24 protein-coding genes are annotated in these 26800 nt (G+C 64.5%); 12 read left to right on the forward strand and 12 right to left on the reverse strand.

Features of this window, described 5'->3' with window-relative positions:
* Positions 1–3: 3 nt before the first annotated feature.
* Together QCE83_RS28300 and QCE83_RS28305 are read right to left on the reverse strand one after the other, a co-directional pair.
* Complete coding sequence (locus QCE83_RS28300) at positions 4–642, reverse strand: response regulator transcription factor (protein ID WP_309819115.1); 639 nt, start codon at positions 640–642, stop codon at positions 4–6.
* A complete protein-coding gene (locus QCE83_RS28305; protein ID WP_309819118.1) occupies positions 632–2038 on the reverse strand; it encodes a cache domain-containing protein in 1407 nt (468 codons plus the stop codon). The genes QCE83_RS28300 and QCE83_RS28305 overlap by 11 nt, the downstream gene beginning before the upstream one ends.
* A 162-nt stretch (positions 2039–2200) precedes the next feature.
* On the opposite strand from QCE83_RS28305, the gene QCE83_RS28310 reads away from it, so the two are divergent.
* Together QCE83_RS28310 and QCE83_RS28315 are read left to right on the forward strand one after the other, a co-directional pair.
* Positions 2201–4285, forward strand: coding sequence for a carbon starvation CstA family protein (locus QCE83_RS28310; RefSeq protein WP_309819120.1), 2085 nt, complete (start codon positions 2201–2203; stop codon positions 4283–4285).
* Between the two features lie 10 nt (positions 4286–4295).
* Positions 4296–4490 carry a YbdD/YjiX family protein gene (locus QCE83_RS28315; protein WP_309819122.1) on the forward strand — a complete coding sequence of 65 codons (195 nt, stop codon included), beginning with the start codon at positions 4296–4298 and terminating at the stop codon, positions 4488–4490.
* A gap of 101 nt (positions 4491–4591) precedes the next feature.
* Here QCE83_RS28315 and hpnH read toward each other — a convergent pair whose 3' ends face one another.
* On the reverse strand, positions 4592–5746 hold the full coding sequence (gene hpnH, locus QCE83_RS28320; protein ID WP_309819124.1) for an adenosyl-hopene transferase HpnH: 1155 nt from the start codon (positions 5744–5746) through the stop codon (positions 4592–4594).
* A 13-nt stretch (positions 5747–5759) separates the two neighbouring features.
* Positions 5760–6722, reverse strand: coding sequence for a 4-hydroxy-3-methylbut-2-enyl diphosphate reductase (ispH, locus tag QCE83_RS28325; protein ID WP_309819126.1), 963 nt, complete (start codon positions 6720–6722; stop codon positions 5760–5762).
* A gap of 466 nt (positions 6723–7188) precedes the next feature.
* Here ispH and QCE83_RS28330 point away from each other — a divergent pair, with 466 nt between their 5' ends.
* Positions 7189–8391: a glycosyltransferase gene (locus QCE83_RS28330; protein WP_309819128.1), complete on the forward strand. Its 1203-nt coding sequence runs from the start codon at positions 7189–7191 to the stop codon at positions 8389–8391.
* A gap of 36 nt (positions 8392–8427) precedes the next feature.
* Here the strand turns inward: QCE83_RS28330 and QCE83_RS28335 are convergent, their stop codons facing one another.
* The 3 genes from QCE83_RS28335 to hpnA all read right to left on the reverse strand — a co-directional run bounded on the left by QCE83_RS28335 (position 8428) and on the right by hpnA (position 12685).
* Positions 8428–8958, reverse strand: coding sequence for a hypothetical protein (locus QCE83_RS28335; RefSeq protein ID WP_309819130.1), 531 nt, complete (start codon positions 8956–8958; stop codon positions 8428–8430).
* A gap of 221 nt (positions 8959–9179) precedes the next feature.
* The gene (locus QCE83_RS28340) at positions 9180–11429 is read right to left on the reverse strand and encodes an NADP-dependent isocitrate dehydrogenase (protein ID WP_309819132.1); all 2250 of its coding nucleotides are present in this window, start codon (positions 11427–11429) and stop codon (positions 9180–9182) included.
* A gap of 245 nt (positions 11430–11674) precedes the next feature.
* Positions 11675–12685, reverse strand: a complete 1011-nt coding sequence (hpnA, locus tag QCE83_RS28345; RefSeq protein WP_309819134.1) for a hopanoid-associated sugar epimerase — start codon at positions 12683–12685, stop codon at positions 11675–11677.
* A gap of 172 nt (positions 12686–12857) precedes the next feature.
* Here hpnA and QCE83_RS28350 point away from each other — a divergent pair, with 172 nt between their 5' ends.
* The 5 genes from QCE83_RS28350 (at position 12858) to QCE83_RS28370 (ending at position 19078) form a co-directional block, all read left to right on the forward strand.
* Positions 12858–16007 carry a response regulator gene (locus QCE83_RS28350; protein ID WP_309819136.1) on the forward strand — a complete coding sequence of 1050 codons (3150 nt, stop codon included), beginning with the start codon at positions 12858–12860 and terminating at the stop codon, positions 16005–16007.
* A 17-nt stretch (positions 16008–16024) separates the two neighbouring features.
* A complete protein-coding gene (locus tag QCE83_RS28355; protein WP_309819140.1) occupies positions 16025–16861 on the forward strand; it encodes a CheR family methyltransferase in 837 nt (278 codons plus the stop codon).
* 2 nt (positions 16862–16863) lie between these two features.
* On the forward strand, positions 16864–17472 hold the full coding sequence (locus tag QCE83_RS28360; RefSeq protein WP_309819142.1) for a chemotaxis protein CheB: 609 nt from the start codon (positions 16864–16866) through the stop codon (positions 17470–17472).
* Between the two features lie 86 nt (positions 17473–17558).
* The gene (locus QCE83_RS28365) at positions 17559–18698 is read left to right on the forward strand and encodes a hybrid sensor histidine kinase/response regulator (protein ID WP_309819144.1); all 1140 of its coding nucleotides are present in this window, start codon (positions 17559–17561) and stop codon (positions 18696–18698) included.
* A gap of 83 nt (positions 18699–18781) precedes the next feature.
* On the forward strand, positions 18782–19078 hold the full coding sequence (locus tag QCE83_RS28370; RefSeq protein WP_309819147.1) for an acylphosphatase: 297 nt from the start codon (positions 18782–18784) through the stop codon (positions 19076–19078).
* 34 nt (positions 19079–19112) lie between these two features.
* Here the strand turns inward: QCE83_RS28370 and egtD are convergent, their stop codons facing one another.
* On the reverse strand, positions 19113–20081 hold the full coding sequence (egtD, locus tag QCE83_RS28375; RefSeq protein ID WP_309819149.1) for an L-histidine N(alpha)-methyltransferase: 969 nt from the start codon (positions 20079–20081) through the stop codon (positions 19113–19115).
* Positions 20082–20486: 405 nt separating this feature from the next.
* Between egtD and rarD the strand changes: the two genes are divergently transcribed.
* A complete protein-coding gene (rarD, locus tag QCE83_RS28380; RefSeq protein ID WP_309819151.1) occupies positions 20487–21464 on the forward strand; it encodes an EamA family transporter RarD in 978 nt (325 codons plus the stop codon).
* On the opposite strand, the gene QCE83_RS28385 is transcribed toward rarD, so the two are convergent.
* On the reverse strand, positions 21465–21974 hold the full coding sequence (locus QCE83_RS28385) for an Mpo1-like protein (RefSeq protein WP_309821155.1): 510 nt from the start codon (positions 21972–21974) through the stop codon (positions 21465–21467).
* Between the two features lie 178 nt (positions 21975–22152).
* Positions 22153–22626 carry a hypothetical protein gene (locus QCE83_RS28390; protein ID WP_309819154.1) on the reverse strand — a complete coding sequence of 158 codons (474 nt, stop codon included), beginning with the start codon at positions 22624–22626 and terminating at the stop codon, positions 22153–22155.
* A gap of 433 nt (positions 22627–23059) precedes the next feature.
* Here QCE83_RS28390 and QCE83_RS28395 point away from each other — a divergent pair, with 433 nt between their 5' ends.
* From QCE83_RS28395 to QCE83_RS28405, 3 genes are all read left to right on the forward strand, one after another.
* A complete protein-coding gene (locus QCE83_RS28395) occupies positions 23060–23386 on the forward strand; it encodes a hypothetical protein (RefSeq protein WP_309819156.1) in 327 nt (108 codons plus the stop codon).
* Positions 23387–23706: 320 nt separating this feature from the next.
* The gene (locus QCE83_RS28400) at positions 23707–24075 is read left to right on the forward strand and encodes a hypothetical protein (RefSeq protein WP_309819158.1); all 369 of its coding nucleotides are present in this window, start codon (positions 23707–23709) and stop codon (positions 24073–24075) included.
* 104 nt (positions 24076–24179) lie between these two features.
* Complete coding sequence (locus QCE83_RS28405; RefSeq protein WP_309819161.1) at positions 24180–24593, forward strand: hypothetical protein; 414 nt, start codon at positions 24180–24182, stop codon at positions 24591–24593.
* A 129-nt stretch (positions 24594–24722) separates the two neighbouring features.
* On the opposite strand, the gene QCE83_RS28410 is transcribed toward QCE83_RS28405, so the two are convergent.
* The gene (locus QCE83_RS28410; RefSeq protein WP_309819164.1) at positions 24723–25286 is read right to left on the reverse strand and encodes a transglycosylase SLT domain-containing protein; all 564 of its coding nucleotides are present in this window, start codon (positions 25284–25286) and stop codon (positions 24723–24725) included.
* A 106-nt stretch (positions 25287–25392) separates the two neighbouring features.
* Complete coding sequence (locus QCE83_RS28415) at positions 25393–26781, reverse strand: DHA2 family efflux MFS transporter permease subunit (protein WP_404986140.1); 1389 nt, start codon at positions 26779–26781, stop codon at positions 25393–25395.
* Positions 26782–26800: the final 19 nt, after the last annotated feature.

The following is a 26800-nucleotide window of genomic DNA, read 5'->3' on the forward strand; positions in this document are numbered from 1 at the left end:
GCGCTAGCGTCGGCGGTGCTCCACCGCGAACTTGATCAGCTCGGCCTGTCCGTCTATATCCAGTTTGCGCTTCAAATTCAGCCGGTGCGTTTCTACCGTGCGCACCGACAGCCCGTGCTGTTGCGCGATCTGCTTGCTGGAGAGGCCTTGCGCCAGCGCGTCGAGAATCTCGAGTTCGCGCGGCGTCAGGCGTTCGAGCGGAGTTTGCATCGAACGTGCCTGGATCATGCGCGCCGCCACGCCGGCGCTGAAGAAGGTCCGGCCGGCGAGCACCGCGTCGATGGCCTGGATGATTTCCGTCGCCGGCGAATCCTTCAGCACATAGCCGCTCGCGCCCGCACGCACCGCCTGCATGACGTACTCCACGTTGTCGTGCATCGACAACATCAGCACGCGAATGTCCGGAAAGCGCTCGTGGAAGCGCGCCGCCAGCTCGATCCCGCTCATGCCCGCCATGCCCACGTCCATCAGCACGAGATCGGGCGGATTCGCCTCGTCGGCGGCGAGGGCCAGCGCATCCGGGCCATTGCCCGCTTCGCCGATGACCCGCAGATGCGGCACGGAATCGAGGCGCGCGCGCAGGCCGTCGCGCACCAGCGGATGATCATCGACGAGAATCAGGCGGGCGGGTTCAGCGCTCATCGGCGTGTCCTTGGAGATTGGGTGCGGCGAGCGGCAGCGGCACGCTCGCGACGATGACCGTGCGGCCCAGTTGCGAGTCGATGCGCAGCGCACCGCCCAGCGTATCGAGCCGCTCGCGCATGTTGCGCAGGCCGAGGCCGCGCATGGGATCGGACAGCACGGCGGGCACGTCGAAGCCGACGCCGTTGTCCGTGATGTCGAGCGTCACCGCGTGCTTCGCGACGGCAAGCGTCAGTTGCGCGCGCGATGCTTTGGCGTGCCGCGTGATGTTGTTGAGCGCTTCTTGTGCGATGCGGAACAGCACGGTGTTGACGGTGTCCGGCAGGCTTTCGCCCGGGCCGGTCGAGTCGAAAAGCACTTCAATGCCGTCCTGCCCGTTCGATTCGCGCGCGAGTTGTTCGAGCGCGGCGGCGAGGCCGAGATCGTCGAGCATCGCGGGGCGCAGCGCGTGCGAGATGCGCCGCACTTCGCGCAGCGTGCCGGCGAGGCGCCCGAGACCGGTCGAGAGCGCGGCTTCGGCGGTGGGTTCGCGCGCCGCGCTGCGTTCGAAGCGCGCCAGCGCCGATTCGAGCAGCAGCTTCACCGAAACCAGCATCTGGCTGATGCCGTCGTGCAGCTCGCGCGAGAGGCGCGCGCGTTCCTGTTCCTGCGATTCCACCACTTGCCGCGCGAGGCGCCTGAGCTTGGCATCGGCGCTGCGATGCTCGCTGATGTTGAGCACGGCGGCGCAGATCGCGATGACGGCGAGCGCGGCCAGCGCAATGACGCCGATCCACGTCAGCGTGCGCGCGATGTTCGAGGCGGCGCGGTCGTCGATGCGTGCGAGCGTCGTTTCCACGTCTTCGAGATAGATGCCGGTGCCGATCATCCAGCCCCAGCGTTCGAGCGGCACGACATAGCCGAGCTTGGGCGCGAGCAATCCAGTGGATGGCCTGCGCCACAGGTAGCGCACATAGCCGCCACCTTGCGAGGCCTGGCGGACGAGTTCCTGGATGGTCAGCGCGCCGTTGGGATCGCGCATCAGCCATAGATCGCGGCCGACGAGATCGGGCTGGCGCGGATGCATCAGCGACAGGCCGTGCATCGTGTAGACGAAGAAGTAGCCGTCCTGGCCGAAGTCGAGCCGTTGCAGCGCGTCGAGCGCGAGGCGGCGGCGTTCTTCGTCGCTGCGCGTGTCGCCTGCGGGCGGGTCATAGAACGGCGCGATCGTGCTCTTCGCGATCTCGACGTAATGCCGCAGCTCGATTTCCTTGCTCGAGACGTACGCGGCCTGCGTGGTCGCGTGCTGAACCTGCGCGAGCGACTGCGCCTGCTGCCGCACGCCGTAGGTGATGCCGCCGATCGCGAGTGCGAACGGCACGATGGCGAGCAGGAAGATTTTGACCTTGAGATTCATTGCAACAGGGTTTTCCGCTACGTGAAGGCACGCAGCGCGCGTACGTAGTCATGCGCTTGTAAGCGTTCCGGCGAAAGCGAATACTACCGCCCAATGCGTCATCGTGGCGCATGCCACGACTACGGAGCCTGGCTCCCAAGGTCAACCAAACAAGGAGACACCATGAATCGGGCTTCAGGATTCCTGGTCTGGATTGCGCTCGCGCTGCTGGGCGCGTTCGCATTCGGCACCATCGCGCTCGCGCACGGCGAACGCATCAGCGCACTGTGGATCGTCATCGCGGCGGTCTGTGTCTATCTCATCGCTTACCGGCTGTATTCACGTTTCATCGCGGGCAAGGTGCTGCAACTCGACGGCCTGCGCATGACGCCGGCCGTTCGTCATAACGACGGCCTCGACTACGTTCCCACCAACAAATACGTGCTGTTCGGACATCACTTCGCGGCCATCGCGGGTGCGGGTCCGCTGGTCGGTCCGGTGCTGGCCGCGCAGATGGGCTATACGCCCGGCATGCTGTGGATCCTGGCCGGCGTCGTGTTCGCGGGCGCGGTGCAGGACTTCGTGATCCTGTTCATCTCGACGCGCCGCGACGGACGCTCGCTCGGCGATCTCATCAAGATGGAACTCGGCACCGTGCCCGGCGTGATCGCGCTGTTCGGCACGTTCCTCATCATGGTGATCATTCTCGCGGTGCTCGCGCTGATCGTCGTGAAGGCGCTGACGAATTCCCCGTGGGGCACCTTCACGGTCGCCGCGACGATTCCCATCGCGATCTTCATGGGCCTGTACACGCGCTATATCCGTCCGGGACGAATCGGCGAAGTGTCCATCGTCGGCTTCGTGCTGCTGATGCTCGCGATCACGTTCGGCGGGCACGTCGCGGCATCGCCGGCCATCGCGCCGTGGTTCACGTTCACCGGCACGCAGCTCGTGTGGATCCTGATCGGTTATGGCTTCGTCGCTTCCGTCCTGCCGGTGTGGCTGCTGCTCGCCCCGCGCGACTACCTCTCTACCTTCCTCAAGATCGGCACCATCGTAGGCCTCGCGATCGGCATCCTGATCGTCGCGCCCGAACTGAAGATGCCGGCGTTCACGAAGTTCGTCGACGGCAGCGGTCCGGTGTGGTCGGGCAATCTGTTCCCGTTCCTCTTCATCACGATTGCATGCGGCGCCGTATCGGGCTTTCATGCGCTGATCTCGTCGGGCACGACGCCCAAGATGATCGACAACGAAATCAACATGCGCTTCATCGGCTATGGCGCGATGCTGATGGAATCGTTCGTCGCGATCATGGCGCTGGTCGCCGCGTGCGTGATCGAGCCGGGCATCTACTTCGCGATGAACAGCCCGGCCGCGCTGCTCGGCAGCACGCCGGAAGCGGTCGCGCAGACGGTATCGGGATGGGGCTTCATGCTGACGCCGGACATGCTGACCTCGACGGCGAAGGCGGTGGGCGAGACCACCATCGTCGCGCGGGCCGGCGGCGCGCCGACGCTCGCGGTCGGCATGGCGCACATTCTTCACCAGGTGATCGGCGGCGAGACGATGATGGCGTTCTGGTATCACTTCGCCATCCTGTTCGAGGCGCTCTTCATCCTGACGGCCGTCGATGCGGGCACGCGCGCCGGCCGCTTCATGCTGCAAGACCTGCTCGGCACGTTCCATCCGGCGCTGCGCCGCACGGAATCGCTGCCGGCCAACCTGATCGCGACGGCGCTGTGCGTGGTCGCCTGGGGTTACTTCCTGTATCAGGGCGTGGTCGATCCGTTCGGCGGCATCAATACGTTGTGGCCGTTGTTCGGCATCTCGAACCAGATGCTCGCGGGTATTGCGTTGATCCTCGGCACTGTCGTGCTGTTCAAGATGAAGCGCGAGCGCTATGCATGGGTGACGCTCGTGCCGGCCGCGTGGCTGCTGATCTGCACGCTGACCGCGGGCTGGCAGAAGATCTTCGATGCCAATCCGAAGATCGGCTTCCTCGCGCACGCCGGCAAGCTGCGCGACGCCTACGACGCGGGCAAGGTCATGGCGCCGGCCAAGTCGCTGCCGGAGATGCAACGCATCATCTTCAATGACTATGTCGATGCGGCGCTTGCGGGCCTGTTCATCTTCGTGGTGTTGAGCATCGCGGTGTACGGCGTGATGGCGGTGCTGCGTGCGCATCGCGAAGCCCGTCCGACGGTGCGCGAAACGCCGTTCGAGCCGATGCCTTCGAATGCGGGCGCGGCCGTGCGCGCGGGTCATTGAGGAAGCGGCGATGTTCGACGATCTTCGACAAGCGGGACGGTATCTCGGCCAGGCGATGCGCCTGATGGTCGGGATGCCGGACTACGATGCCTACGTCACGCACATGCAGACGACGCATCCTGACACGACGGTGATGTCGTATGCGGAGTTCTTTCGCGAGCGGCAGGAAGCGAGGTATGGGACGGGGGCGGGGAAGTGTTGTTGAGGTGAGGGGGCTTCACAGCAGGGGATGAAAGGTAACTCAAAACGAAAAGGGCGGATGACCTTTGATCATCCGCCCTTTATATTCACCCGACAACCGCCGCCTTAATTCGCCACAGCCGCCGTTTTCGCACCCTTGTTCTTCTGCATGCGTCCGATCTCTTCCAGCTTGATCTCCACATGCTTCGAGAACACGTATTCAGCCGGGCGCTGCTTGTCGAACGGCAGGTCCTTCGCGAACGCGCCCGTCGTGCGCGGACCCCGCAGCGCAATTTTCGCCGCCTTGAGCGGATGCGCCACCGTGTCCATCACGGCCGTCGCTTCGAAGCCGCAGTGGACCATGCAGTCCGCGCACTTCTCGTACTTGCCCGTGCCGTACTTGTCCCAGTCGGTGGTTTCCATCAGTTCCTTGAAGGTCTTCACGTAACCTTCGCCGACCAGATAGCACGGCTTCTGCCAGCCGAACACCGTGCGCGCCGGGTTGCCCCACGGTGTGCATTCATACGTCTGATTGCCTGCAAGGAAGTCGAGGAACAGCGTCGACTGGCTGAACGACCAATTCTTGCCGTTGTTGCCGCGCTTGAAGATTTCGCGGAACAGCGTCTTGGTCTTGTCGCGGTTCAGGAAGTGCTGCTGATCCGGCGCGCGCTCGTACGCGTAGCCCGGCGACACCGTGATCCCGTCCACGCCGATCGGGCCCAGCGTGTCGAAGAACTTCGCCACGCGTTCCGGCTCGGCGTCGTTGAACAGCGTGCAGTTGATGTTCACGCGGAAGCCACGGCGCTTCGCTTCCTTGATGGCCGCGACCGCCTTGTCGTACGTGCCCGGCTGCGACACCGAGTGATCGTGCGCTTCACGGTCGCCGTCCAGGTGGACGGACCAGACGAAGTACGGGCTCGGCTCGTAGTCGTCCATCTTCTTTTCCATCAGCAGCGCGTTCGTGCAGAGATACACGAACTTCTTGCGCGCCATGATGCCCTTGACGATCTGCGGCATTTCCTTGTGCAGCAGCGGCTCGCCGCCTGCGATGGAAACGACCGGCGCGCCGCATTCGTCGACCGCGCCGAGACACTCTTCCAGCGACAGGCGCTGGTTCAGGATCGGATCCGGATAGTCGATCTTGCCGCAGCCGTTACAGGCGAGATTGCAGCGGAACAGCGGTTCGAGCATCAGCGCGAGCGGATAGCGCTTGTTGCGGCTCAAGTGCTGCTTGAAGATGTAGGCGCCGACACGCGCCTTCTGAAGCATCGGAATAGACAATTGCCTGCTCTCCTTATTCTTCGCGAATGGCCGTGGCCGCGACGGCGGCGAGCGGCTGCATGAGCTTCGCGGGGAGTTTGAATTCGACCTTTTCCTCGCGGCCGTTCATCGTCGTGACTTCGACGGGTCCGAACGCGCGCAGGGCATCGATCACATGTTTGACCATTTCTTCAGGCGCCGATGCGCCCGCGGTGATGCCGACCGTCTGCACGTCGGCGAACCATTCCGGCCTGATCTCCGAACCGTCCGCCACGAGATAGCTCGGCACGCCGCTTTCGGCGCCGATTTCCCGCAGACGGTTCGAATTGGAACTATTGGTGGCGCCCACGACGAGCAACACGTCCACCTGGTCCGACAGCTCGCGCACCGCGGCCTGCCGGTTCTGCGTTGCGTAGCAGATATCGCGCGTGTCCGGCCCGACGATATCCGTAAAACGGCGCTGCAAAGCATCGATGATGCCGCGCGTGTCGTCCACTGACAGCGTGGTCTGCGTGACGTACGCCACCGGGGTATCGATGTCGAGCGCCAGCTTCTCGACTTCCGCCTCGCTCTGCACCAGCACCACCTTGCCCGGAATCTGGCCGATGGTGCCTTCCACTTCCGGATGTCCCGCGTGGCCGATCAGGATCAGGGTGCGGCCCTGCGAAACATATTGCCGCCCCTGCACGTGCACCTTGGTGACGAGCGGGCAGGTGGCGTCGAGCACATCGAGACCGCGTGCGTCGGCATCTTTCTCGACGCTGCGCGCCACGCCATGCGCGCTGAAGATGGCCACTGCGCCATGAGGCACTTCGTCCAGTTCTTCGACGAAGCGTGCACCCTTGCTGCGCAAATTGTCGACCACATGACGATTGTGAACGATCTCATGACGCACATAGACGGGTGCGCCATGCCGTTCGAGGGCCCGATCGACGATCTCGATCGCACGGACCACGCCCGCACAAAAGCCGCGGGGTTGAGCAAGGATGATACGCATATTCGAACGAACTCCGACTGACGCGGGTTTCGGGGTTGGCCGGCGGCGAGCTCGCATGATTCCGGCGCGCTTTTCCAGCAATTCAGGCTGCATGACGACTGTATAACCCGACACTTAACAAACGGCGACGAAACCAAAACAGCAGACCGGAAAAAAAGACATGTTGGGGAAGGATCTGCGCGCCTAAGTTGACCGCGTATTCTAACGCGTTCCCTTTTCGGGTGCTCACTGCCTGCCATGGCCGCCGGTGCGCCGCGGCGCATGCAATACGGCGCTTTTCAGAACCCAGTAGACTGTCGGTCGTTTTCGGTCAGGCGCGGCCGTGCCGGGTGGCGTTTGAAAGCGCATCCACGCGCCGGCCTGCCCCTCGTGCCGGTCGGGCAACGCCCGCGTCGTCACGTCAGGAGCCGGTTAAAACCGCTCCGCCAAGCTCTTCCCGTTCTTACCCCAGCTAAACACCTGAAACATGCTACTGATTGCCTGGCTGTCCCTCCTGATCTGGCTCGTGCTGCTGTTCGCGCGCGGCGGATTCTGGCGCGCCGAGCCCGCGCCGGCACTGTCCGGCACGACCATTCACGCCGTCGGCAGCGCGGAAATCGCGCGGCGCGGCGCGTGGCCGGCGCTCGTCGCGGTGGTGCCGGCGCGCAACGAAGCCGATGTCATCGGCCGCGCGGTCGGCTCGCTGCTCAAGCAGGACTATGCGGGTGCGTTCCACGTGATCGTCGTCGATGACCACAGCACCGACGACACCGCCGGCGTCGCACTCGCCGCCGCCCGCGATCTCGGGCTCGAAGACCGTCTGACCGTGCTGACCGCGCAGCCGCTGCCGCCGGGCTGGTCGGGCAAGGTGTGGGCGCAGTCGCAGGGCATCGGCGCGATCGATTCGCTCGGGCTGCCCGCCGAACACCTGCTCCTCACCGACGCCGACATCCACCATCCCGCCGATGCCGCCACGCAACTCGTCGCGCGCACGATTCTCGAGGACCGCGACCTGGTGTCGCTGATGGTCCGCCTGCGCTGCGATTCGCTGTGGGAAAAGGCGCTGATTCCGGCCTTCGTGTTCTTCTTCGCGAAGCTGTATCCGTTTGCCTGGGTGAACGACGTGCGCAAGGCCACTTCCGGCGCTGCGGGCGGCTGCATGCTGGTGCGGCGGTCGGCACTGGCGGAGGCGGGCGGAATTGAATCGATCCGTCAGGAACTGATCGACGATTGCAGTCTCGCCGAGCGCATAAAGCATCGCTTCGGCCGCAACGCCGCGCGTCCGATCCGTCTCGATCTCGCCCAGACCAGCGAATCGCTGCGTCCCTACGACAGCTGGCGCGACGTCTGGAACATGATCGCGCGCACGGCGTTCACGCAGTTGCGTTACTCGCCGTTGCTGCTGATCGGCACGGTGATCGGCATGGTGGTCATCTATCTGGCGCCGCCGCTGCTGTCCCTGGCGATGGGCGCGCGTGCGTGGCCCGCATGCGTGGCCTGGGCGCTGATGTGCATCGCCTACGGGCCGATGCTGCGCTACTACCGCAGGTCGCTGCTGTGGGCGCCGCTGCTGCCGCTGGTCGCGTTGTTCTACGTCAGCGCGACGATCGGCTCGGCCGTGCGTTACTGGAGCGGGAAGGGCGGGCAGTGGAAGGCGCGGGTGCAGGCGCCGACGCAGGAAGGTTCGTAAAACCCGTGTACCGGGCGGCTTCGCGACGAAGCCGCCTTACTTCTTCGTCAGCATGGCGTACAGCTCGACGACCATGTTCGGCGAAAACGTGAACGGCACCCAGCCGTGTCCGCCGTGACGCAGGACCAGCAGGCGGTCGCCGTTGGCGTATTTTTGCGTCGCCATGACCGGGTTCTTGGTCGCGGCGAAGCGCCAGCCCGGCGCAATCCCGGCGGGCTGTTCCGGCGACATCGAGGCGCGCACGTTCGAGAGCTCTTCGATCAGTTCCGATACCCCTTCCGGCCCCAGCTTGACCGTTTTGCCCGCAATCGTCATTTCGATGGCGTCGCGATCCGGCCGCGACACGACGAGCCTCGGCGCTTCGTTCAGCGCGGGCGGTTCAGCGGGTGCGGAGGCGTCGCGGTTCAGCGCGGGCGGTTCGGCGGGAGCGCTGTCGGCGGCTTCGCGGGGTTCGACGGCGGAAGCGGAAACTGAGGCAGAAGCCGGGGCAGAAGCAGGAGCGGAGGCGGTCTGAAGGAGCGTGTCGAGGCTCGACTCCAGCGCGCCGAGCTGGTCGTGTAGGTTCATGCGAATGGTGTCTTTGACGGGCGAGCTTGCGGCGAGGCACCGATTCTACCCGCTCGTCTTTGGCGAGGCCGATGCAGGTTGTAACCAATTGCTCCGAACGTGCGGATAACGCGACACTTTCCGCCGCCACAAAAAACAGGACCGGCGACCCTTTCGGGAGGCCGGTCCAGCGGAGGCGCATCCACATGACGCGGATACGCCGGTACTGCCGGGGTACTGCCTTACTGTGCGCTGGCCGCCTGCTCAAGCGCGGCGTTGAGCGTCTTGCTCGGACGCATGACGGCCGCGAGCTTCTGCTCGTCCGGCTGGTAGTAGCCGCCGATATCCGCTTCCTTGCCCTGCACCGCGTTCAGTTCGTCGACGATCTTCTGCTCGTTCTCAGCAAGCGTCTTCGCGAGCGGCGCGAAGCGTTGAGCCAGTTCGCGGTCTTCCGACTGCGATGCCAGTTCCTGCGCCCAGTACATCGCGAGATAGAACTGGCTGCCGCGGTTATCGAGCTGGCCGGTTTTCGGCGACGGGCTCTTGTTGTTGTCGAGCAGCTTGCCGGTGGCGGCATCCAGCGCCTTCGCGACGAGCTTCGCACGCGCGTTGTCGTTCTTGATGCCGAGTTCTTCGAGCGACACCGCCAGTGCCAGGAATTCGCCCAGCGAGTCCCAGCGCAGGTGGTTTTCCTGCACGAGCTGCTGGACGTGCTTCGGCGCCGAGCCGCCTGCGCCCGTTTCATACAGGCCGCCGCCGGCCATCAGCGGGACGATGGACAGCATCTTCGCGCTGGTGCCGAGTTCCATGATCGGGAACAGGTCGGTGAGGTAGTCGCGCAGGATGTTGCCGGTGACCGAGATGGTGTCCATGCCGCGGATCACGCGTTCGAGCGAGTAACGCATCGCACGCACTTGCGACATGATGTGGATCTCGAGGCCCGTCAGGTCATAGTCCTTGAGGTAGGTCTCGACCTTCTTGATGAGTTCGTTTTCGTGCGGACGATACGGGTCGAGCCAGAACACGGCCGGCATGCCCGAGTTCTTCGCGCGCGTGACGGCGAGCTTGATCCAGTCGCGGATCGGTGCGTCCTTCACGAGGCACATGCGCCAGATGTCGCCCTGTTCCACTTGCTGCGTGAGCGCTTCGATGACTTCGTTCGTCGCGTTGTCGACGATGCGCGCCGTGCCGTCCTGCGGAATCTCGAAGGTCTTGTCGTGCGAGCCGTACTCTTCGGCCTTCTGCGCCATCAGGCCGACGTTCGGCACCGTGCCCATGGTCTTCGGGTCGAACGCGCCGTTGGTCTTGCAGAAGTTGATGATTTCCTGATAGATGCGCGCAAACGTGCTTTCCGGAATCAGGCACTTCGTGTCTTGCGGACGGCCGTCGGCGCCCCACATCTTGCCGCCGGCGCGGATCATCGCGGGCATCGATGCGTCGACGATCACGTCGTTCGGCGCGTGCAGGTTCGAGATGCCCTTGGCCGAATCCACCATGGCCAGCGCCGGACGATGCTCGTGGCACGCGTGCATGTCGCGGATGACTTCGTCGCGTTGCGATTCCGGCAGCGTCTCGATCTTCGAATACAGATCCACGAGGCCGTTGTTGACGTTGATGCCGAGTTCCTCGAACAGCTTGGCGTGCTTGGCGAACGCGTCCTTGTAGAAGACCTTCACGGCGTGACCGAAGACGATCGGGTGCGACACCTTCATCATGGTCGCCTTCACGTGCAGCGACAGCATCACGCCGGTCTTGCGCGCGTCTTCCATCTGGTCTTCATAGAACTCGACCAGCGCCTTCTTGCTCATGAACATGCTGTCGACGATCTCGCCGTCCTGCAGCTTGACCTTCGGCTTGAGGACGATGGTTTCGCCGCCCTTCGTCACCAGCTCCATGCGGACTTCGCGAGCCTTGTCGTTCGTGATCGACTTTTCACCGTGATAGAAGTCGCCATGCTTCATGTGCGCGACGTGCGTGCGCGAGGCCATGCTCCACTCGCCCATGCTGTGCGGATGCTTCTTCGCGTAGTTCTTGACGGCGAGCGGCGCGCGGCGGTCCGAATTGCCTTCGCGCAGCACCGGGTTCACCGCCGAGCCGAGACACTTGGAATAGCGCTGGCGAATGGCCTTTTCCTCGTCGTTCTTCGGCTCTTCCGGGAAATTGGGCAGCTTGTAGCCCTTCGACTGGAGTTCCTTGATCGCGCTCGTCAACTGATGCTGCGAGGCGCTGATGTTCGGCAGCTTGATGATGTTGGTGTCGTCGAGCTGGGTCAGGCGGCCGAGCTCGGCGAGGTTGTCGGGGACTTTCTGCTCGTCGGTCAGGAATTCGGGGAATTCGCCGAGAATGCGGGCCGCGACCGAAATGTCGCTGGTCTCGACATTGACGCCGGCCGGCGCCACGAAAGTACGGATGATCGGCAGAAAGGCGCTGGTTGCGAGCAGCGGAGCTTCGTCGGTCAGGGTGTAGATGATGGTGGGTTGCTGATTACTCATCGCTTGTCTCGACATCCGAAAACGGGTTGGAAAAAACCGCCGGCCTGAATGACCCCTCCGGCAACAAACCGCTATTCTGCCTGAAATTGCGTGGCTCGCGTGTGAAAGCAGCCCCGTGAAAACCGCAAAAACAGGCGTTTTTCTTGCTTTATCAAGAACTTAACATTTTTCAAGTCTTATAGAAGACCTGTAATGTCTGCCGCCAGTGCCGCGTGCCCGGCCGTTTCACGAAATGATTCGATGCTTCACACCGTGAGATATCCGTTCGTGCGGAACCAGTCGAGCGCGTCCTTCAGTCCTTCGCGGTACGGCCGCGCGCGATAGCCGAGTTCGCTTTCGGCGCGCGCCGAGGTGAAGTACATCTTGTTCTTCGACATACGTAGGGCGTCGACGGTCACCATCGGTTCCTTGCCGCTGAACTTGGCGAACAGTTCCGCGCCGATCGCGACGGGATACAGCGGCCCGCGCGGCAGTTTGATGGTTGGCGGCTTGCGGCCGACGAAGCCCGCGATATCCGTGAGCATCTGCTGCAAGGGCAGGTTTTCGCCGCCCAATATGTAGCGCTCGCCGATCCGCCCGCGTTCCAGCGCCAGGAAATGGCCGTTGGCGACGTCATCGACGTGGACGAGATTGAGGCCCGTGTCGACGAAAGCCGGAATCTTGCCCGTCGCCGCTTCCACGATGATGCGCCCGGTCGGCGTGGGACGCACGTCGCGCGGTCCGATCGGCGTGGACGGATTGACGATCACGGCGGGCAGCGCGTTCTGCGCGACCATGCGTTCGACCGCGCGTTCCGCCAGCACCTTGCTGCGCTTGTAGGCGCCGATGGTGCTCTGCGGGTTCGAAGGCATGGTTTCGTCCGCGATGGCGCCCGAACTCGTCACCTTGAGCGTCGCGACGCTGCTCGTATACACGATGCGCTCGACGCCTTCCGCCAGTGCGGCGCGCATCGTGGCCTCGGTGCCTTCGAGATTGGCGCGTTCGATCTCGCTCGGGTCCGGCGCCCAGATGCGGTAATCGGCCGCGACGTGGAACAGGAAGCGCACGCCCTTGAGCGCGGCGCGCATCGAGGCTTCGTCGCGCATGTCGCCGATCACGATTTCCGCGTTCAGCGACTCGACGTTCTTGCGCGGGCTGGTCTTGCGCACGAGCACGCGCACGTCGAAGCCGCGTTCGATGGCGAGCCGCGCGACCGCGGACCCGACGAATCCCGAAGCACCGGTGACGAGCACGCGGGAGCCGGAAAAATCAGTCATTCTTACCTCGTTGAAAAAGCGCCTGCGGAGCGGTTTTGTAACATCTGCCGCGCGGAAAAGCGTGCCCGGCGGACCGCGGAGCCCAATGTGACAAGGCCTTGCGCGGCATGCTATGGTCCGTGCCTGCTACCGGCGCGAGCTTCGCGCAAAACTCGAACATAACCGGTGAACGATGCCTCAAGCCACTCGGAACCTCTCTTCCTGGATCTATTTCGCGATCGGGATCACGCTCGCCGTGGTATTCGCCATCGACGTGCTGACGCCGATGCGCGTCGCGATCTGGGTGTTCTACATGCTGCCGGTCGTGATGTGCGTCTGGGTGGACCGGCCATCGGTGCCGATCGTCACCGCGGTGGCTTCTTCGGCGCTGATGATCGCGGGATACGCACTTTCCGTCGCCGATCCGAGCGCCAGCCACGACGTGCTGCAACTCAACCGCGCGATGGGCATTCTCGTGCTGCTCGTGCTTGCGGCGGTGGCGCACCTGTATATCAAATCGCGGCTCGCCGTACAACGCACCGCCTGGCTGCAACAGGGCATCGTGCAGCTCGGCCTGCAATTGCGCGGCGAGCAGTCTCCCGCTGCGATCGGCGTGAGCATCCTGCGTTCGATCGTGCCGTATGTGGATGCGAAGGTCGGCGTGGTCTATGCGCTCGACGGCGACGCGCTGGTGCGGGTCGCGGGCTGGGCGCTGCCGGAGGACGACAGCGCGCCGCGCCGCATCGCGCGCGGCGAGGGCTTGGTCGGCCAGGCGATCATCGAAGGGCGTCCGCTCGAATTGCGCGACGCGTCGTCCCATTATCTGAAGACTGGCTCGGCGCTGGGCTCGGCGGCGGCGACGCGTGTCGTGATCGCGCCGCTGTTCGCCGACGGCGAGGCGACCGGCGCGCTGGAGCTCGGTTTCGTCGGCAGTGAAGGACGTTTCGACGATGCCCGCGCGCTCCTCGACATGGCGTCGGAGCCGATCGGCATGGCGCTGCGCTCGTCGCGCTATCGTGCGCGCCTGGTCGAGCTGCTGGAGGAAACGCAGCGCCAGAGCGAGGAATTGCAGGTGCAGCAGGAAGAACTGCGCGTATCAAACGAGGAGCTGGAAGAACGCGGCCGTGCGTTGCAGGACTCGCAGGCGCGGCTCGAACAGCAGCAGGCCGAGCTCGAACAGACCAACGTGCAGCTGGAAGAACACACGCAGCATCTGGAGCGGCAGAAGGCGGAACTGTTGCAGGCCCAGCAGGAACTGACGGCCAGCGCGCTGGAAATGGAACGCGCGAGCCAGTACAAGTCGGAATTCCTGGCCAACATGTCGCACGAATTGCGCACGCCGCTCAATAGCTCGCTGATCCTCGCGAAGCTGCTGCAGGACAACAAGCAGGGCAATCTGTCGGACGAACAGGTGCGCTACGCGGCGACCATCCACTCGTCGAACAGCGACCTGCTCGCGTTGATCAACGACATTCTGGATTTGTCGAAGGTCGAAGCCGGGCAGATGGACGTGCAGTTCGCACCCGCCGCCGTCGATTCCATCCTGGATGCGCTCAAACAATCCTTCGCGCCGGTCGCCGGCAGCAAGGGACTGGAGTTTCTCACCGAACGCGGCGCGGGCGTGCCGGATTATTTCGTCACCGACAGCCAGCGGCTGTTGCAGGTCTTGCGCAATCTGCTGTCGAACGCGTTCAAGTTCACCGAGCGCGGCAGCGTCACGGTCGCGGTGCAGCGTTCGGGCGACAACGCGCTGCGCTTCGAGGTGCGCGACACCGGCATCGGCATTGCGCGCGACAAGCAGGACCTGATCTTCCAGGCGTTCCAGCAGGCCGACGGCACCACGAGCCGCCGATATGGCGGCAGCGGCCTGGGGTTGTCGATCTCGCGGGAGTTCTCGCGTTTGCTGGGGGGGGCGGTGGCGGTATCGAGCGAACTGGGCCGCGGCAGCGTGTTCTCCGTCACCCTGCCGATGAGCGCGCGCGAAGGCACCGTCACGGCGAAGCTGGAAACGGCCGGTCCGCTGGGCGAGCCGGAACCGGCGCTGAATGCGCCGGTGGTCCCCGCGCCCATGCCGGCGTCCATGCCTGCGCCCATTCCGGTGCAACCCGTCGCCACGTTCCCGGAAGCCGTGGGCATCGCCGACGACCGCGCGCAGCGGCGTCATCCGGACCGCGTGATCCTGGTCATCGAAGACGATCAGCCTTTCGCGCACATCCTCTACGACCTCGCGCACGAGCTCGAATTCGACTGCGTGCATGCCGCCACCGCGACGCAAGGCGTCGAACTCGCGCGTTCGCTGCAGCCGAACGGCATCCTGCTCGACATCGGCTTGCCGGACCAGTCTGGCCTGACAGTGCTCGAATGGCTCAAGCACGATCCGCTCACGCGCCATATCCCGATTCACATCGTGTCCGCGACGGATCACGCCGATGTCGCGCTGCATCTCGGCGCCATCGGCTACACGCTCAAGCCGAGCGCACGCGACGATCTCGCCAACGCGATCCGCAAGCTGGAGGCGCGTTCGTCGCAGGGCGTGCGCCGCGTGCTGGTGATCGAGGACGATCCGGCGCTGCGCCAGAGCATCCACGCGCTGCTCAAGAGCGAAACGGTGGCGATCGTCGAAGCGGGCTCGATTGCCGAGGCGCTCGATGAAATGCAGCGCGGCGTGTTCGACTGCATCGTCATGGATCTCGCGCTGCCCGACGGCTCCGGTTACGAACTGCTCGAACGCGTGTCCACGACAGGCGGGTCCGTCGCGCCGCCGGTGATCGTCTACACGGGGCGGCTGCTGTCGCAGGAGGAGGAACAACGCCTGCGCCGCTATTCGAAATCGATCATCATCAAGGGCGCGAAGTCGCCGGAGCGTCTGCTCGACGAAGTCACGCTGTTCCTGCACAGTGTCGAGAGCGCGCTGCCGCCCGAGCAGCAACGCATGTTGCGCGCGGCGCGCCAGCGCGACGACGTGTTCGAAGGCCGCACGATCCTTCTGGCGGAAGACGACGTGCGCAACATCTTCGCGCTGTCGCGTGTGATCGAACCGCTGGGCGCGACGCTCGAAATTGCCCGCAACGGCCGCGAGGCGCTCGAGGCGCTGGCGCGCCGCAATGACATCGACCTCGTGCTGATGGACATCATGATGCCGGAGATGGACGGCCTCACCGCGATGACCGAGATCCGCAAGCGCTCGGAGCACGCGCGCCTGCCGATCATCGCGCTGACCGCGAAGGCCATGCAGAGCGATCGCCAGAAATGTCTCGAGGCGGGTGCGGACGACTACATATCGAAGCCCATCGACGTGGATAAGCTCGTGTCGTTGTGCCGCGTGTGGCTGCGCCAGCGATGAGCGGATCAACCTCTGCAATGAACGACGCCAGGAACGAGGAAGAAGCGACGTTCGACATCGAACTGAAGCTAATTCTGGAAGCGATCTACTTGCGCTATCAGCACGACTTCCGGCATTACTCGGTAAGTTCGCTGAGGCGCCGGCTCGCGCAGGCCGTGCATGATTTCAACGTGCCGACGCTGTCGCATCTGCAGGAGCGCATCCTGCGCGATCCGGCGCTGTTCGCGCGGCTGTTCCAGTACCTGACGGTGCAGGTGAGCGAGATGTTCCGCGACCCGCAATACTTCCGCGCGATCCGCGAACAGGTCGTGCCGATCTTGCAGACGTATCCGTCCATCAAGGTCTGGGTGGCGGGGTGCAGCAGCGGCGAGGAACTGTGGTCGCTGGCGGTGCTGTTCGCGGAAGAGAAGATCGCCGAGCGCACCGTGTTCTACGCCACCGACATCAACGCCGAGGCGCTGCGCCAGGCGGAAAGCGGCATCTATCCGCTGGAGCGCATGGCGGGCTTCAGCCAGAACTATCTGGCGGCGGGCGGCAAGCGGTCGCTCTCCGACTACTATCACGCGGCTTACGGCGCGGCGAAGTTCTCGCAGACGCTCAAGTCGCGCGTGGTGTTCGCGGATCACAGTCTCGCCACCGACAGCGTGTTCCTCGAAGCGCATCTGGTGTCGTGCCGCAATGTGCTGATCTACTTCGATCGCGCGCTGCAGGACCGCGCGCTCGGCCTGTTCAGCGACTCGCTCGTGCGGCGCGGGTTTCTCGGTCTCGGCAGCAAGGAGAGCCTGCGCTTTTCGACCCATGCCGATCGTTTCGCGGACTTCAATCCGCGCGAACGGCTCTACCAGAAGGTGTGACGATGTTCGACGCGCAGCGTATCGAAGCGGTCGTGATCGGCGCCTCGGCGGGCGGCGTCGAGGCCTTGAGCCAGTTGTTGCCCGCCTTGCCGGAGACGTTCGCGGCGCCGGTGCTGGTGGTCGTGCATGTGCGCCAGGGACAGCCGAGCCTGTTGCCGGGACTGTTCACGTCGCGCTGCGCGCTCGAGATCGCGGAGCCGTTCGACAAGGACGAGATCGCACCGGGCCGCGTGTATTTCGCGCCGCCGGGCTATCACATGCTGGTGGAGGCGGAAGGCGGGGCGGCGCCGTCGATCGCCTTGTCGGTGGATCCGCCGGTGCGCTTTTCGCGGCCGTCCGTGGACGTGCTGTTCGAGTCGGCCGCGCATGCCTGGCGCGAGCGGCTGCTCGGCATCGTGCTCTCGGGCGCGAACGACGACGGCGCACGCGGCGCGCGCGCGATCCGCGCGGCGGGCGGCGTGTGCTGGGCGCAGGACCCGGCGACGGCCACCGCCCCGGCCATGCCGCAGGCGGCGATCGCCGAGGGCGAAGTCAGCGACGTGCTGACGCTGGACCAGATGGCGCAGCGGCTCGCGCAGTGCACCGGCAAGGCGACGGGAGCACGTCAATGAGCACGCTGACGGATACGCGAATGGATACGTGCATGGATACGCGAATGAGCGCAGCAACCGACACAGGCAAGGCAAGGAGTCACCCGATGACGCAACCCATCCACGTGCTGATCGTCGACGACATCCGCAACAACATCACGGCGCTCGAAGCCTCGCTGGCGCGGCCGGATCTTTCGGTGCTGAAGGCCGAGTCGGGGCCGGCGGCGCTCGAACTGTTGCTGAAGCACGAAGTCGCGCTCGCGATCCTCGACGTCAACATGCCCGGCATGGACGGCTTCGAGCTGGCCGAACTGATGCGCGGCAGCCCGCGCACCGCGCACGTGCCGATCATCTTCCTCACGGCCACGGCGCAGGAAGCGAACCGCACGTTCCGCGGCTACGAAGCGGGTGCGGTGGACTTCCTCTACAAGCCGTTCGACTCGCGCATCCTGAATTCGAAGGTGGATGTGTTCATCCAGATGGAACGGCAGAAGCAGCAGCTGGCGACGCAACTCGCCACCGTGCAGCAACTGCTCGACGCCAACGAGATGCTGATGGCCGTGCTCGGCCATGACTTGCGCACGCCGCTGTCGGCGGTGATTGCATCGGCGGAATATCTCGCGCGCTTCGTGCAGGACGAAAATGTCGCCAATATCGGCACGCGCATCAAGTCGAGCGGCATGCGCATGGTGCGCATGGTCGATCAGTTGCTGAACCTCGCGCGTCTGCGCGGCGGACGCGTGACCTTGCAGCCGCGCGCGGTCGAACTCAACACGCTGGCGAAGAACATCGTCGACGAATATGAGGCGCGCGTGGGCAAGGGGCGCATCTTCGTGCTGCGCCAGGGCGACACGCTGCTGCAGGGCGACGGCGATCTGCTTTCGCAAGTGTTCTCGAACCTGATCGGCAATGCGCTCCAGCATGGTCTCGAAGGCTCGGCCATCCAGGTGCGCCTGGACGGCCATGCCGACGACGTCAGCATCACCGTGCAGAACGCCGGTGCCATTCCCGCCGACGTCCTGCCGACGATCTTCGCGCCGTACCGCTCGGGCCGGCGGCAGAGTGAATCGAGCGGGCTGGGACTCGGCCTCTACATCACGCGCGAGATTGCGGAGATGCATGGCGGGGAGGTGCGCGTGCGCTCGACCAATGACACCGGCACCGTGTTCGAAGTGACGTTGCCGCGCGTGCCGCGTCCGCGCACCGGCGAGAGCCCTGATGTCGCGCAGCCGTTCCGCCTGAGCTGAGCGCCGCTGGTCGACCGGCCGCGACGCGCGCCGCCGCGCGTGTCTACAATGCGGCCTATGACCAGCAAACAAGGGAGAGCGCGATGACCGTTCCAGACCTGGATACGAGAATCGAAACCTATTACGTGCATGTGCGAGGCGTCGTGCAGGGTGTCGGCTTTCGTCATCACACGGTGCGCCGCGCGCATGCGCTCGGCGTGCGCGGCTGGGTCGCCAATCTGGAGGACGGCTCGGTGGAGGCAGTGGTGCAGGGCGCGGCCAATCAGGTCGACCTGATGCTCGAATGGCTGCGGCGCGGACCGCCGCATGCCCGCGTCACCGAATTCCACAGCGAAGAGCGTCACGTCGAGAAGCGTTACGAGCGCTTCGAACAGCACTGAACGCCGCGTTTTCACGCCTCTCGACTGACGTCCCTCAACGCGCCACCAGCAGACTTTCCGCGAACTGCCATTCCTCGTCGAGCCACTGATGCGTGCATTCGAAGCCCGCGTCGGCGGCGATCGGCGCGACTTCGTCGGCCGCGTACTTGTGGCTGCTTTCCGTCCAGATCGTCTCGCCTTCACGGAATCCGACGTGCAGATCCGCGCCGCGCACCTGCACGGTGAGCGCGCGCTTGGCGCGCAGATGCATCTCGATGCTGCGCGCGTCCGGATTGAAACGCGCGACGTGCTCGAAGGCATCGATCGGGAAATCGCCGCCCAGCTCGCGATTGATGCGCGCCAGCATGTTCAGGTTGAACGCGGCGGTGACGCCGATGGGGTCGTCGTACGCGGAGATCAGCACCGGCAGCGGCTTGATGAGATCGGTGCCGAGCAGGAGCGCGTCGCCGGGCTGGAGCATGCCGCGGATCGAGCACAGGAAGCGCGTCGCCGCGAGCCGCGCAAAATTGCCGATCGTGCTGCCGAGAAACAGCACAAGCAGGCGCTCGCCGTCCTTGCGTTTCGCGCTGACTTCGGAGAGCCCGGCGAGGTAATCGCGCTCGTGTCCGACGATCGACACCCGTTCGATGTCGCCCAGTTCGCGCCGGCACAACTGCAAGGCGGTGCGCGAAATTTCAATCGGATGGTAAGCGGTGGGCTGTTTCTTACACAGCGCTTCGAGGATGCGGCGCGTCTTGCGGCCGCTGCCGCTGCCCAGTTCCGCGACCTGGATGTCGCCGGGCATGGCCGCGACGATGTCGGTGGCATGGTCCTTCAGCACGCGTTCCTCGGCGCGCGTCACGCCGTATTCGGGCAAGGCGGTGATGACTTCGAAGAGCGCCGAGCCCACTTCGTCATACAGATACATCGACGGCAATTCTTTCTGCGGCTGCTTGCTGAGACCGGTGTGGACCGCCTCGGCGAAGGCATTGGGAAAACGGGGCGACAGGGCGGGTTGAGTCATGACGTCTCCATTCATGCTGCGTTTTCGTGAGCGCCGTCGCGGGCATCGGCGACGGTGGCGCGGCGTGGGAGTGCGGACGATGCCGCGGATGCTGTGACGTGAACGGGAACGAGCCGGCAGCCTGCCGATTCGCCAAGGATGACCGGTCGTCGTGACCGGCCGAAGACACATCGGACCGTCGTGAACCGACAGAGACACGGCTCGCGCGGCGAGGTTCAAGCCAATTCGTGACGCCCTGGGCGTGCGGGACGAGCAACACGCGAAGCAAGAAGCGGGCACGCTGCCGCGCTTTTTTCGACCTGGCGTTGCCCGGGGAGCAAGCCGCCGGGCCGTTTAGAATGCGCCTTTCCCGTCATTTCGGCAGCAATGGCGGGCTTACCCCTTCGGCGCACGGCTTTTCTCTCGATGAATCAGCATGACCTGGGGCGCGGCATCGCGCTCTCCGTAAGCGCTTCGGCGTTGTTCGCGCTCATGTCCGGCTACACCAAGTGGCTTACTCCGCTCGACGGACTCGATATCTTCGCCTGGCGCATCGTCTGGACGCTGCCGGGTGCGTTGGCGCTCGTGGTCCTGCGCCGGCGCTGGCCGCAGTTTCGCGCGCTTGCCGCGAAGCTCGTGCGCACGCCGCATTTGCTGGGCGCTTTCGGGATCGCCGCCGCCCTGCTCGGCGTGCAGCTGTGGATCTTTCTCTGGGCGCCGCTGCACGGGCGCGCGCTCGAAGTATCGCTCGGCTACTTCCTCCTGCCCCTCGCAATGGTGCTGCTCGGCCGCTTCCATTACGGCGAGCGGCTCGACGCGTTCCAGTGGGCGGGCGTGGCGGCGGCAGCGGCTGGCGTGGCGCACGAGCTTGCCATGACGCATGCTTTCGCCTGGCCGACGCTCGTCGTCATGCTGGGCTATCCGCCTTACTTCATGATCCGGCGCCGGCTGGACGTCGACCCGCTCGTCTCGTTCGCCATGGAGATTCTGTTCATTGCGCCCGTCGCGGTCGTCATGCTGTGCGTGCGCGGCTCGTTCGGCGTGGTGGCGGGCGCGCCGCACCTGTGGCTGCTGCTGCTTCCCGGACTCGGCGCGCTAAGCACGCTGGCGCTGGCCTCGTACCTGCGCGCGAGCCGGCATTTGCCATTGGCGCTGTTCGGCATTCTTGGCTACGTGGAGCCGGTGCTGCTGGTGGGCGTCGCGGTGCTGTTGCTCGGCGAGCCGTTTTCGGCGGGGCAACTCGGCACTTATATTCCGATCTGGCTCGCGGTCGTGCTGACGGGTATCCACAGCGCGCGACTGCTGATGCGCGAGCGCACGATGCGGCGGATGCTGCCGGTGAGCGAACACCATGCGGGCGTCGAACACGAGACGGTGGCGGAGGAGATCGAGCGCACGGATTGATCAGCGCGTAACGGTATTCGGCGTATGAATGGCGATGTGCAGATCGCGCCGCAGTCCCAGTGCCGACAGCAATTCGACCAGAATGAACAGCGGTCCAATCAGAAGGCCGACGACGTCATCGACGAAAGCGGGCTTGCGATGTTCGAAGCGCAGATGCCCGACGAACTGGAAGGCCCAGCCCGTCACGAACATGCCGACGCCGATTGCCAGCCGGAGCGTTGTGCTTTGCATTGCGACGCGGTATCCGAACCACGCGCTCGCCGCCGACACCATGCCCATGCCGAAGCCGAGCGGCAGATCGAGCCTGAGATAAAAGAGGGTGGCAAGCGTGAAGAGGATGACGGCGGGCGTCAAGGGAAAGGCGCCGGAGAAGACGGGCCATGCGGGCCGGCTCAACAACGCGGCGATAGCCAGAACGATGAGCGGAATGCCGATGACATGCGTCGCGACATTGCGCGTGTCGCGATGATAGGACGCGTACTGTGACAGATGCTCGGTCAGTGTGCGTATGACGGTCGTCTCCCGGTGCGGTGAGTTGCCATCATGATAGGCCGCTAAAGCGCAATGCTTTGAACCTGCGGATGCATCAAGCAAAAAAGCGAGCCCGCGGGCTCGCTTGAATCGAACGCACCGGATGTCTTCTCAAGCAGTGCTCCGGTGCGCGATGCGCTGATGACGCGGACCTCCCTTACTTCTTTGCCGCGTCGATCTTTGCATCGGCGGCCGCCTTGTTTGCGTCGCTTTGCGCCTCGACTTTTTGCTTGTCGGCCTTTGCCTGAGCTACATCGGCATCCTTGGCGGCGTCCTGTTTCTTCTTGTCTGCCTTGGACTGTGCGGAATGCTTCTTCTTGTTCGCCTTGGCTTGCGCCTTGGCGGCGTTGCCGCGCGCACCGGATGCCTGCTCCGGCGTGGTCGCCTGCGCTACCTTCGCGGCTTCCTTGTTGGCATCGGCCTGTGCCGATGCCTTGTCTTCATTCGCGGATGCCTGGGCCTTTGCGGCATCGTGCTGTGCGTCCGCCTTCTTCTGGTTGGCCGTTGCCTGAGCTTCGGCTTTTTGCTGATTTGCCTTGAGTTGTGCCTTGCCTGCGTCGGTCGTGGGCGTCTGAGCGAAGACGGTAGTCACGAGCATGGCGGATGCGAGAGCAGCGACGAGTTTCTTCATGGTTTGACACTCCCTGATTCTTTTATGGTGAGTGCGTGGCGTAGTACGCCGCGCTGACGGACATAACGCTGGCTCATTCGACGGAGTTGACGCGTTTCTGGTGACAAACCGTAACCAGTGGATAGCAAGTGAAACGGCGCAGGTAAGAGCGATGACTCGGTTTTCTTTAGTCGCATTCGGCTTTACCGGGCCAGCGGCTGAACTGTTATCCAAGCGGCAAATTCAATTCCATTTGTAACTTGGATAGCTCGTTTGGGGATCCATAGAGAGTCGAATTCGCCAAGCAATCTTCCAAGCGAATTTGCTAAAGAAATGCTTGCCAGCCAACTTGTAATTTTTGAAATGCGCGGTTACCAACTGCATCAGTTATTTCTTAGCTGACTGCTTAAGATGACTTCCATGAACCCGGCTAAACGGGGAAATGGAGAAGCTCATGAAACGCGCAGCACTTGTGTTCCTGATGATCGGCAGTCTCACGATGGCGGGCCAGGCCTCGGCACATGGACGCGGTGGCTATGGCGGTCATCACGGCGGCGGCGGAAATGGCGGCGCGATCGTCGGTGCGTTGATTGGCGGCGCGGTGCTGGGTGCACTGGTGTCGTCGGTGGCGAACGCGCAGCCGGCCTATGCGCAACCGGTCTATCAACAGCCCGCGTATGCACAACCGGCGTATGCGCAACCCGTGTACGCGCAACCGGCGCAGCCCGCTGGCTACTGCTATGACAACTATCGCGGCGGCTATGTGCCGTGCGGTTACTGAGGCAAGCGCCGGCGCGTCGCTCGCGGTAACCGGGAAGCACGAATCGCTTGAGGGGAAATTCGCGTTTTCTTTTTCCGAACGATGGAGGACTGCTATCCGCCCGGCGAATTGCGCTCTTCTTGTCATGGCGCCAGCGCTGACGGGGGTTTGGAGGCAATCGGGCTAGCTGGCGGAGTCGGCGGGGAAGTCCGGTTCGCAAGCGCGCGGCGGCCAGTTTCTCATCGTTGAAATGCTCGGTTACCAACTGCAGCATCTATTTCTCAGACGACTCCATAAGATGTCTTCCATCAACCCGGCGAAACGGGAAATGGGAGAAGGGCATGAAACGCGCAGCACTTGTGTTCCTGATGACCGGCAGTCTGATGGTGGCGGGCGAGGCCTCGGCACATGACTTTGGCCACTTTGGCGGCGGTTGGCATCACGGCGGTGGCGATTGGCATCATGGCGGCGACTGGCATCACGGCGGCGGACATGGCGCGGCAATAGCCGGCGCGTTGATCGGCGGTGCGGTGCTCGGAGCGTTGGCGTCTACGGCAGTGCATTCAGCGCCGGTCTACGCCGCACCGGTCTACGCGCCGCCCGTGTATGCGCCACCACCTGTCTATGCGCAACCGGCTCCGCCCCCGCCTCCGCCTCCGGGCTACTGCTTCAACAGCTATAGCGGCGCCTACGTGCCGTGCGGTTACTAAGACGGATCACCAGAGATGCGCGGCACGTCGCTTGCGCTAATGCGAATACGGCTGCAGAGGCAAGAACATCGCAGCAGCCGACACGCAAACTCTGGAGATCCGAAATGAATGCGACTGCGAAGAAGCTGGTGATATCGGCGTTGGTGCTGGGCCTGTCGGGCGGTGTCTATGCTCAGGGAGGCGGAGGTGGCGGCGGTGCGGGTGGCGGTGCAGGCGGAGGGGCGGGTGGCGGCGCTGCTGCGGGCGGCTCGGCGGGTGCGGGCGGCAACGGCTCGGCGGGCGCCGGATCGGGCGCAGCTGGCAAGGGCGGCGGCGTGGGCATGGGCGGCACCGGCATGGGCGGTTCGTCCGACGGCACGACTGGCACAGGCACTGGTGCCAAGAGCGGCATGGGCAACGGCGTGAATAACGGCATGGGCCAGGATCAAGGCACCATGCAGCGCAGCGCCCCGAACAACGGCAACATGAATTCGGGCGGCATGAAGTCGAACGGCAGCGGCACGCAGAAGGCCTATTGATGGACCGATGAACACGCCCCGATGGGTGCGATCGCCGCGACGTCGACAGGACGTACTTGCGGCATCCGCCTGGCGGCGTTGCTTGAAGCAGGAAGATTGAAGAAAGTAAAGCGCCAATGCGGCGCTTTTTTATTTTCCGGCAGCGGATGCCGGTTCGGCCGCTGCCGCCGGTTCGAACGTCCTGGCGCGCAGGCTGACCTTTTCGGCATAGGCGCGCGACCCGCCGTAACTCTTCAGCGCGGCATCGACATCGCCCTGTGCGGAAGTCATGTAGCCGTGCAGGATCGCCGAGCCTGCCTCGATGTTGTCTTCCGGATCGGTCAGGTCGATGTTGCGCACCAGCGACTTGTGGGCCGAGGGCACCACTTGCATGAGCCCGGTCGCGTGGTTCGGTCCCCGGGCGGTTTCCTTGAAACGCGATTCGATGGAAATGATCGCGAGCAACAGGGCGGGCGGAAGCGAATACTTCGATGCCGATGTCATCACCGCCGAGGCGATGGTCTGCGCCTTCTCACGCGCCACGCCGAACTTCTGTGTCAGATATTCCGAAATCTTGTGACTTGTCTGCTCTGCCTTCGGGTCCTGCTGAACGGAGGAATCGCCGCTTGCCGGGACGGCCTGCTGCGCGAATGCGGCTGACGCGCAACTCAGCGCGATGGCGAGGGCGGCGGAGAGGACAAGGTTTCGACGCATCGGATGGGGAAGATCATGGCGGAGCCGCATTATAGCCACTTAAAAAAACCTTGTGGATCATGGACTTGTCTTTAATCTGAAGTTTCGTTGCGGGAATCGGAACGATTTACGTCGGTCCGGCGCGCTTGGCGGCTGGAGACGAGATGCCCTCGCCGGCGTCGGTCGAGAGCCGCAGGAACATCGGCAGAGACGCGAGCACCACCAGCGCGATCACGACAAAACCGCACGCCAGTTGCCAGCGTTCGGTCTGGGCGCTGCCGGAAGCCAGCATGGTCGCCTGGATCGTGCCGGACGCCACCGTGACGCCGAGCGCCTTCATCAACTGCTGCGCAGTCCCTTGGAACGACGTGGCGGCGGCGAGGCGCGGCTTGGGCACGTCGGCGAAGGCGAGCGCGCCCATCGTCGCGAAACTGAGCGAGCGGCCGAGGCCGCCGAGCAGCAGCAGCAGGAAGATCGCGGCAGCGGGCCAGGCCTGCGACATCGTCGAGCAGGCGAGCAGCACGGCCGCGAAACACACGCTGCCCGCGCACAGCACCGTGCGCACCGAAAAATGCCGCAGCGCGAGCGCGGTCATCGGGCGCATGCAGAACGAGCCGAGCGCGCTCGCGAAAGTCACGAGGCCGCTGGCCGTGGCGCTGTAGCCAAAGCCGGTCTGCAGGGTCAGCGGGACGAGAAACGGCAGCGCGCCGGCGCCCGCACGGAACAGGCTGCCGGCGACCGTTGCGGCGTGGAAGGTGGGAATGGACAGCAGCGAGAAGTCGATGGCCGGATTTTCCGCCCGGCGGCAATGCAGCACCGTCACGCGGAACAGCAGCAGACCCGCTGCCATGCAGATCCAGGGCACGCCGTCCGGCAAGACGCCGCGTCCGGCGCTTTCGATCCCGATCATGAACAGACTCAGCGATGCCCCCGACAGCAGCATGCCGCGCAGGTCGGGCGGCGTGCGGCTTTCGGGCGGCGATGGCGGCAGCAGCTTCCACGTCAGCACCATCCCGGCGATGCCCACCGGCACGTTCACCCAGAAGATGCTGCGCCAGTTGAGGGCATCGGTGAGAAAGCCGCCGAGCGGCGGGCCGAGCAGCGGGCCGACGAGCGCGGGCATCGTGAGCCAGGTGGTGGCCTGGAGCAGTTCCTCACGCTTGACGCCGCGAAACAAGATCAGCCGCCCGACCGGCACCATCATCGCGCCGCCGAGTCCCTGTATGACGCGGGCGGCTAGCAGTTGCGGCAGGTTCATCGCGGCCGCGCAGGCTATCGATGCCAGTGTGAACGTCGCGATGGCCCACATGAACACGCGCCGCGCGCCGAAGCGGTCGGCGACCCAGCCGCTGGCGGGAATGAACACCGTCAGCGCGACGAGATAGGCGGTGATGGCGCTGCTGAGATGGACGGGATCGACATGAAGGTCGCGGGCCATGGTCGGCAGCGCCGTCGCGACGATGGTGCCGTCCATGTTCTGCATGAACAGCGCGCTCGCGACCACGGCGGCGGTCATGCGGAAGTTGCGCTCGTTC

This window comes from Caballeronia sp. LZ034LL (assembly GCF_031451215.1).
Taxonomy (GTDB): Bacteria; Pseudomonadota; Gammaproteobacteria; order Burkholderiales; family Burkholderiaceae; genus Caballeronia.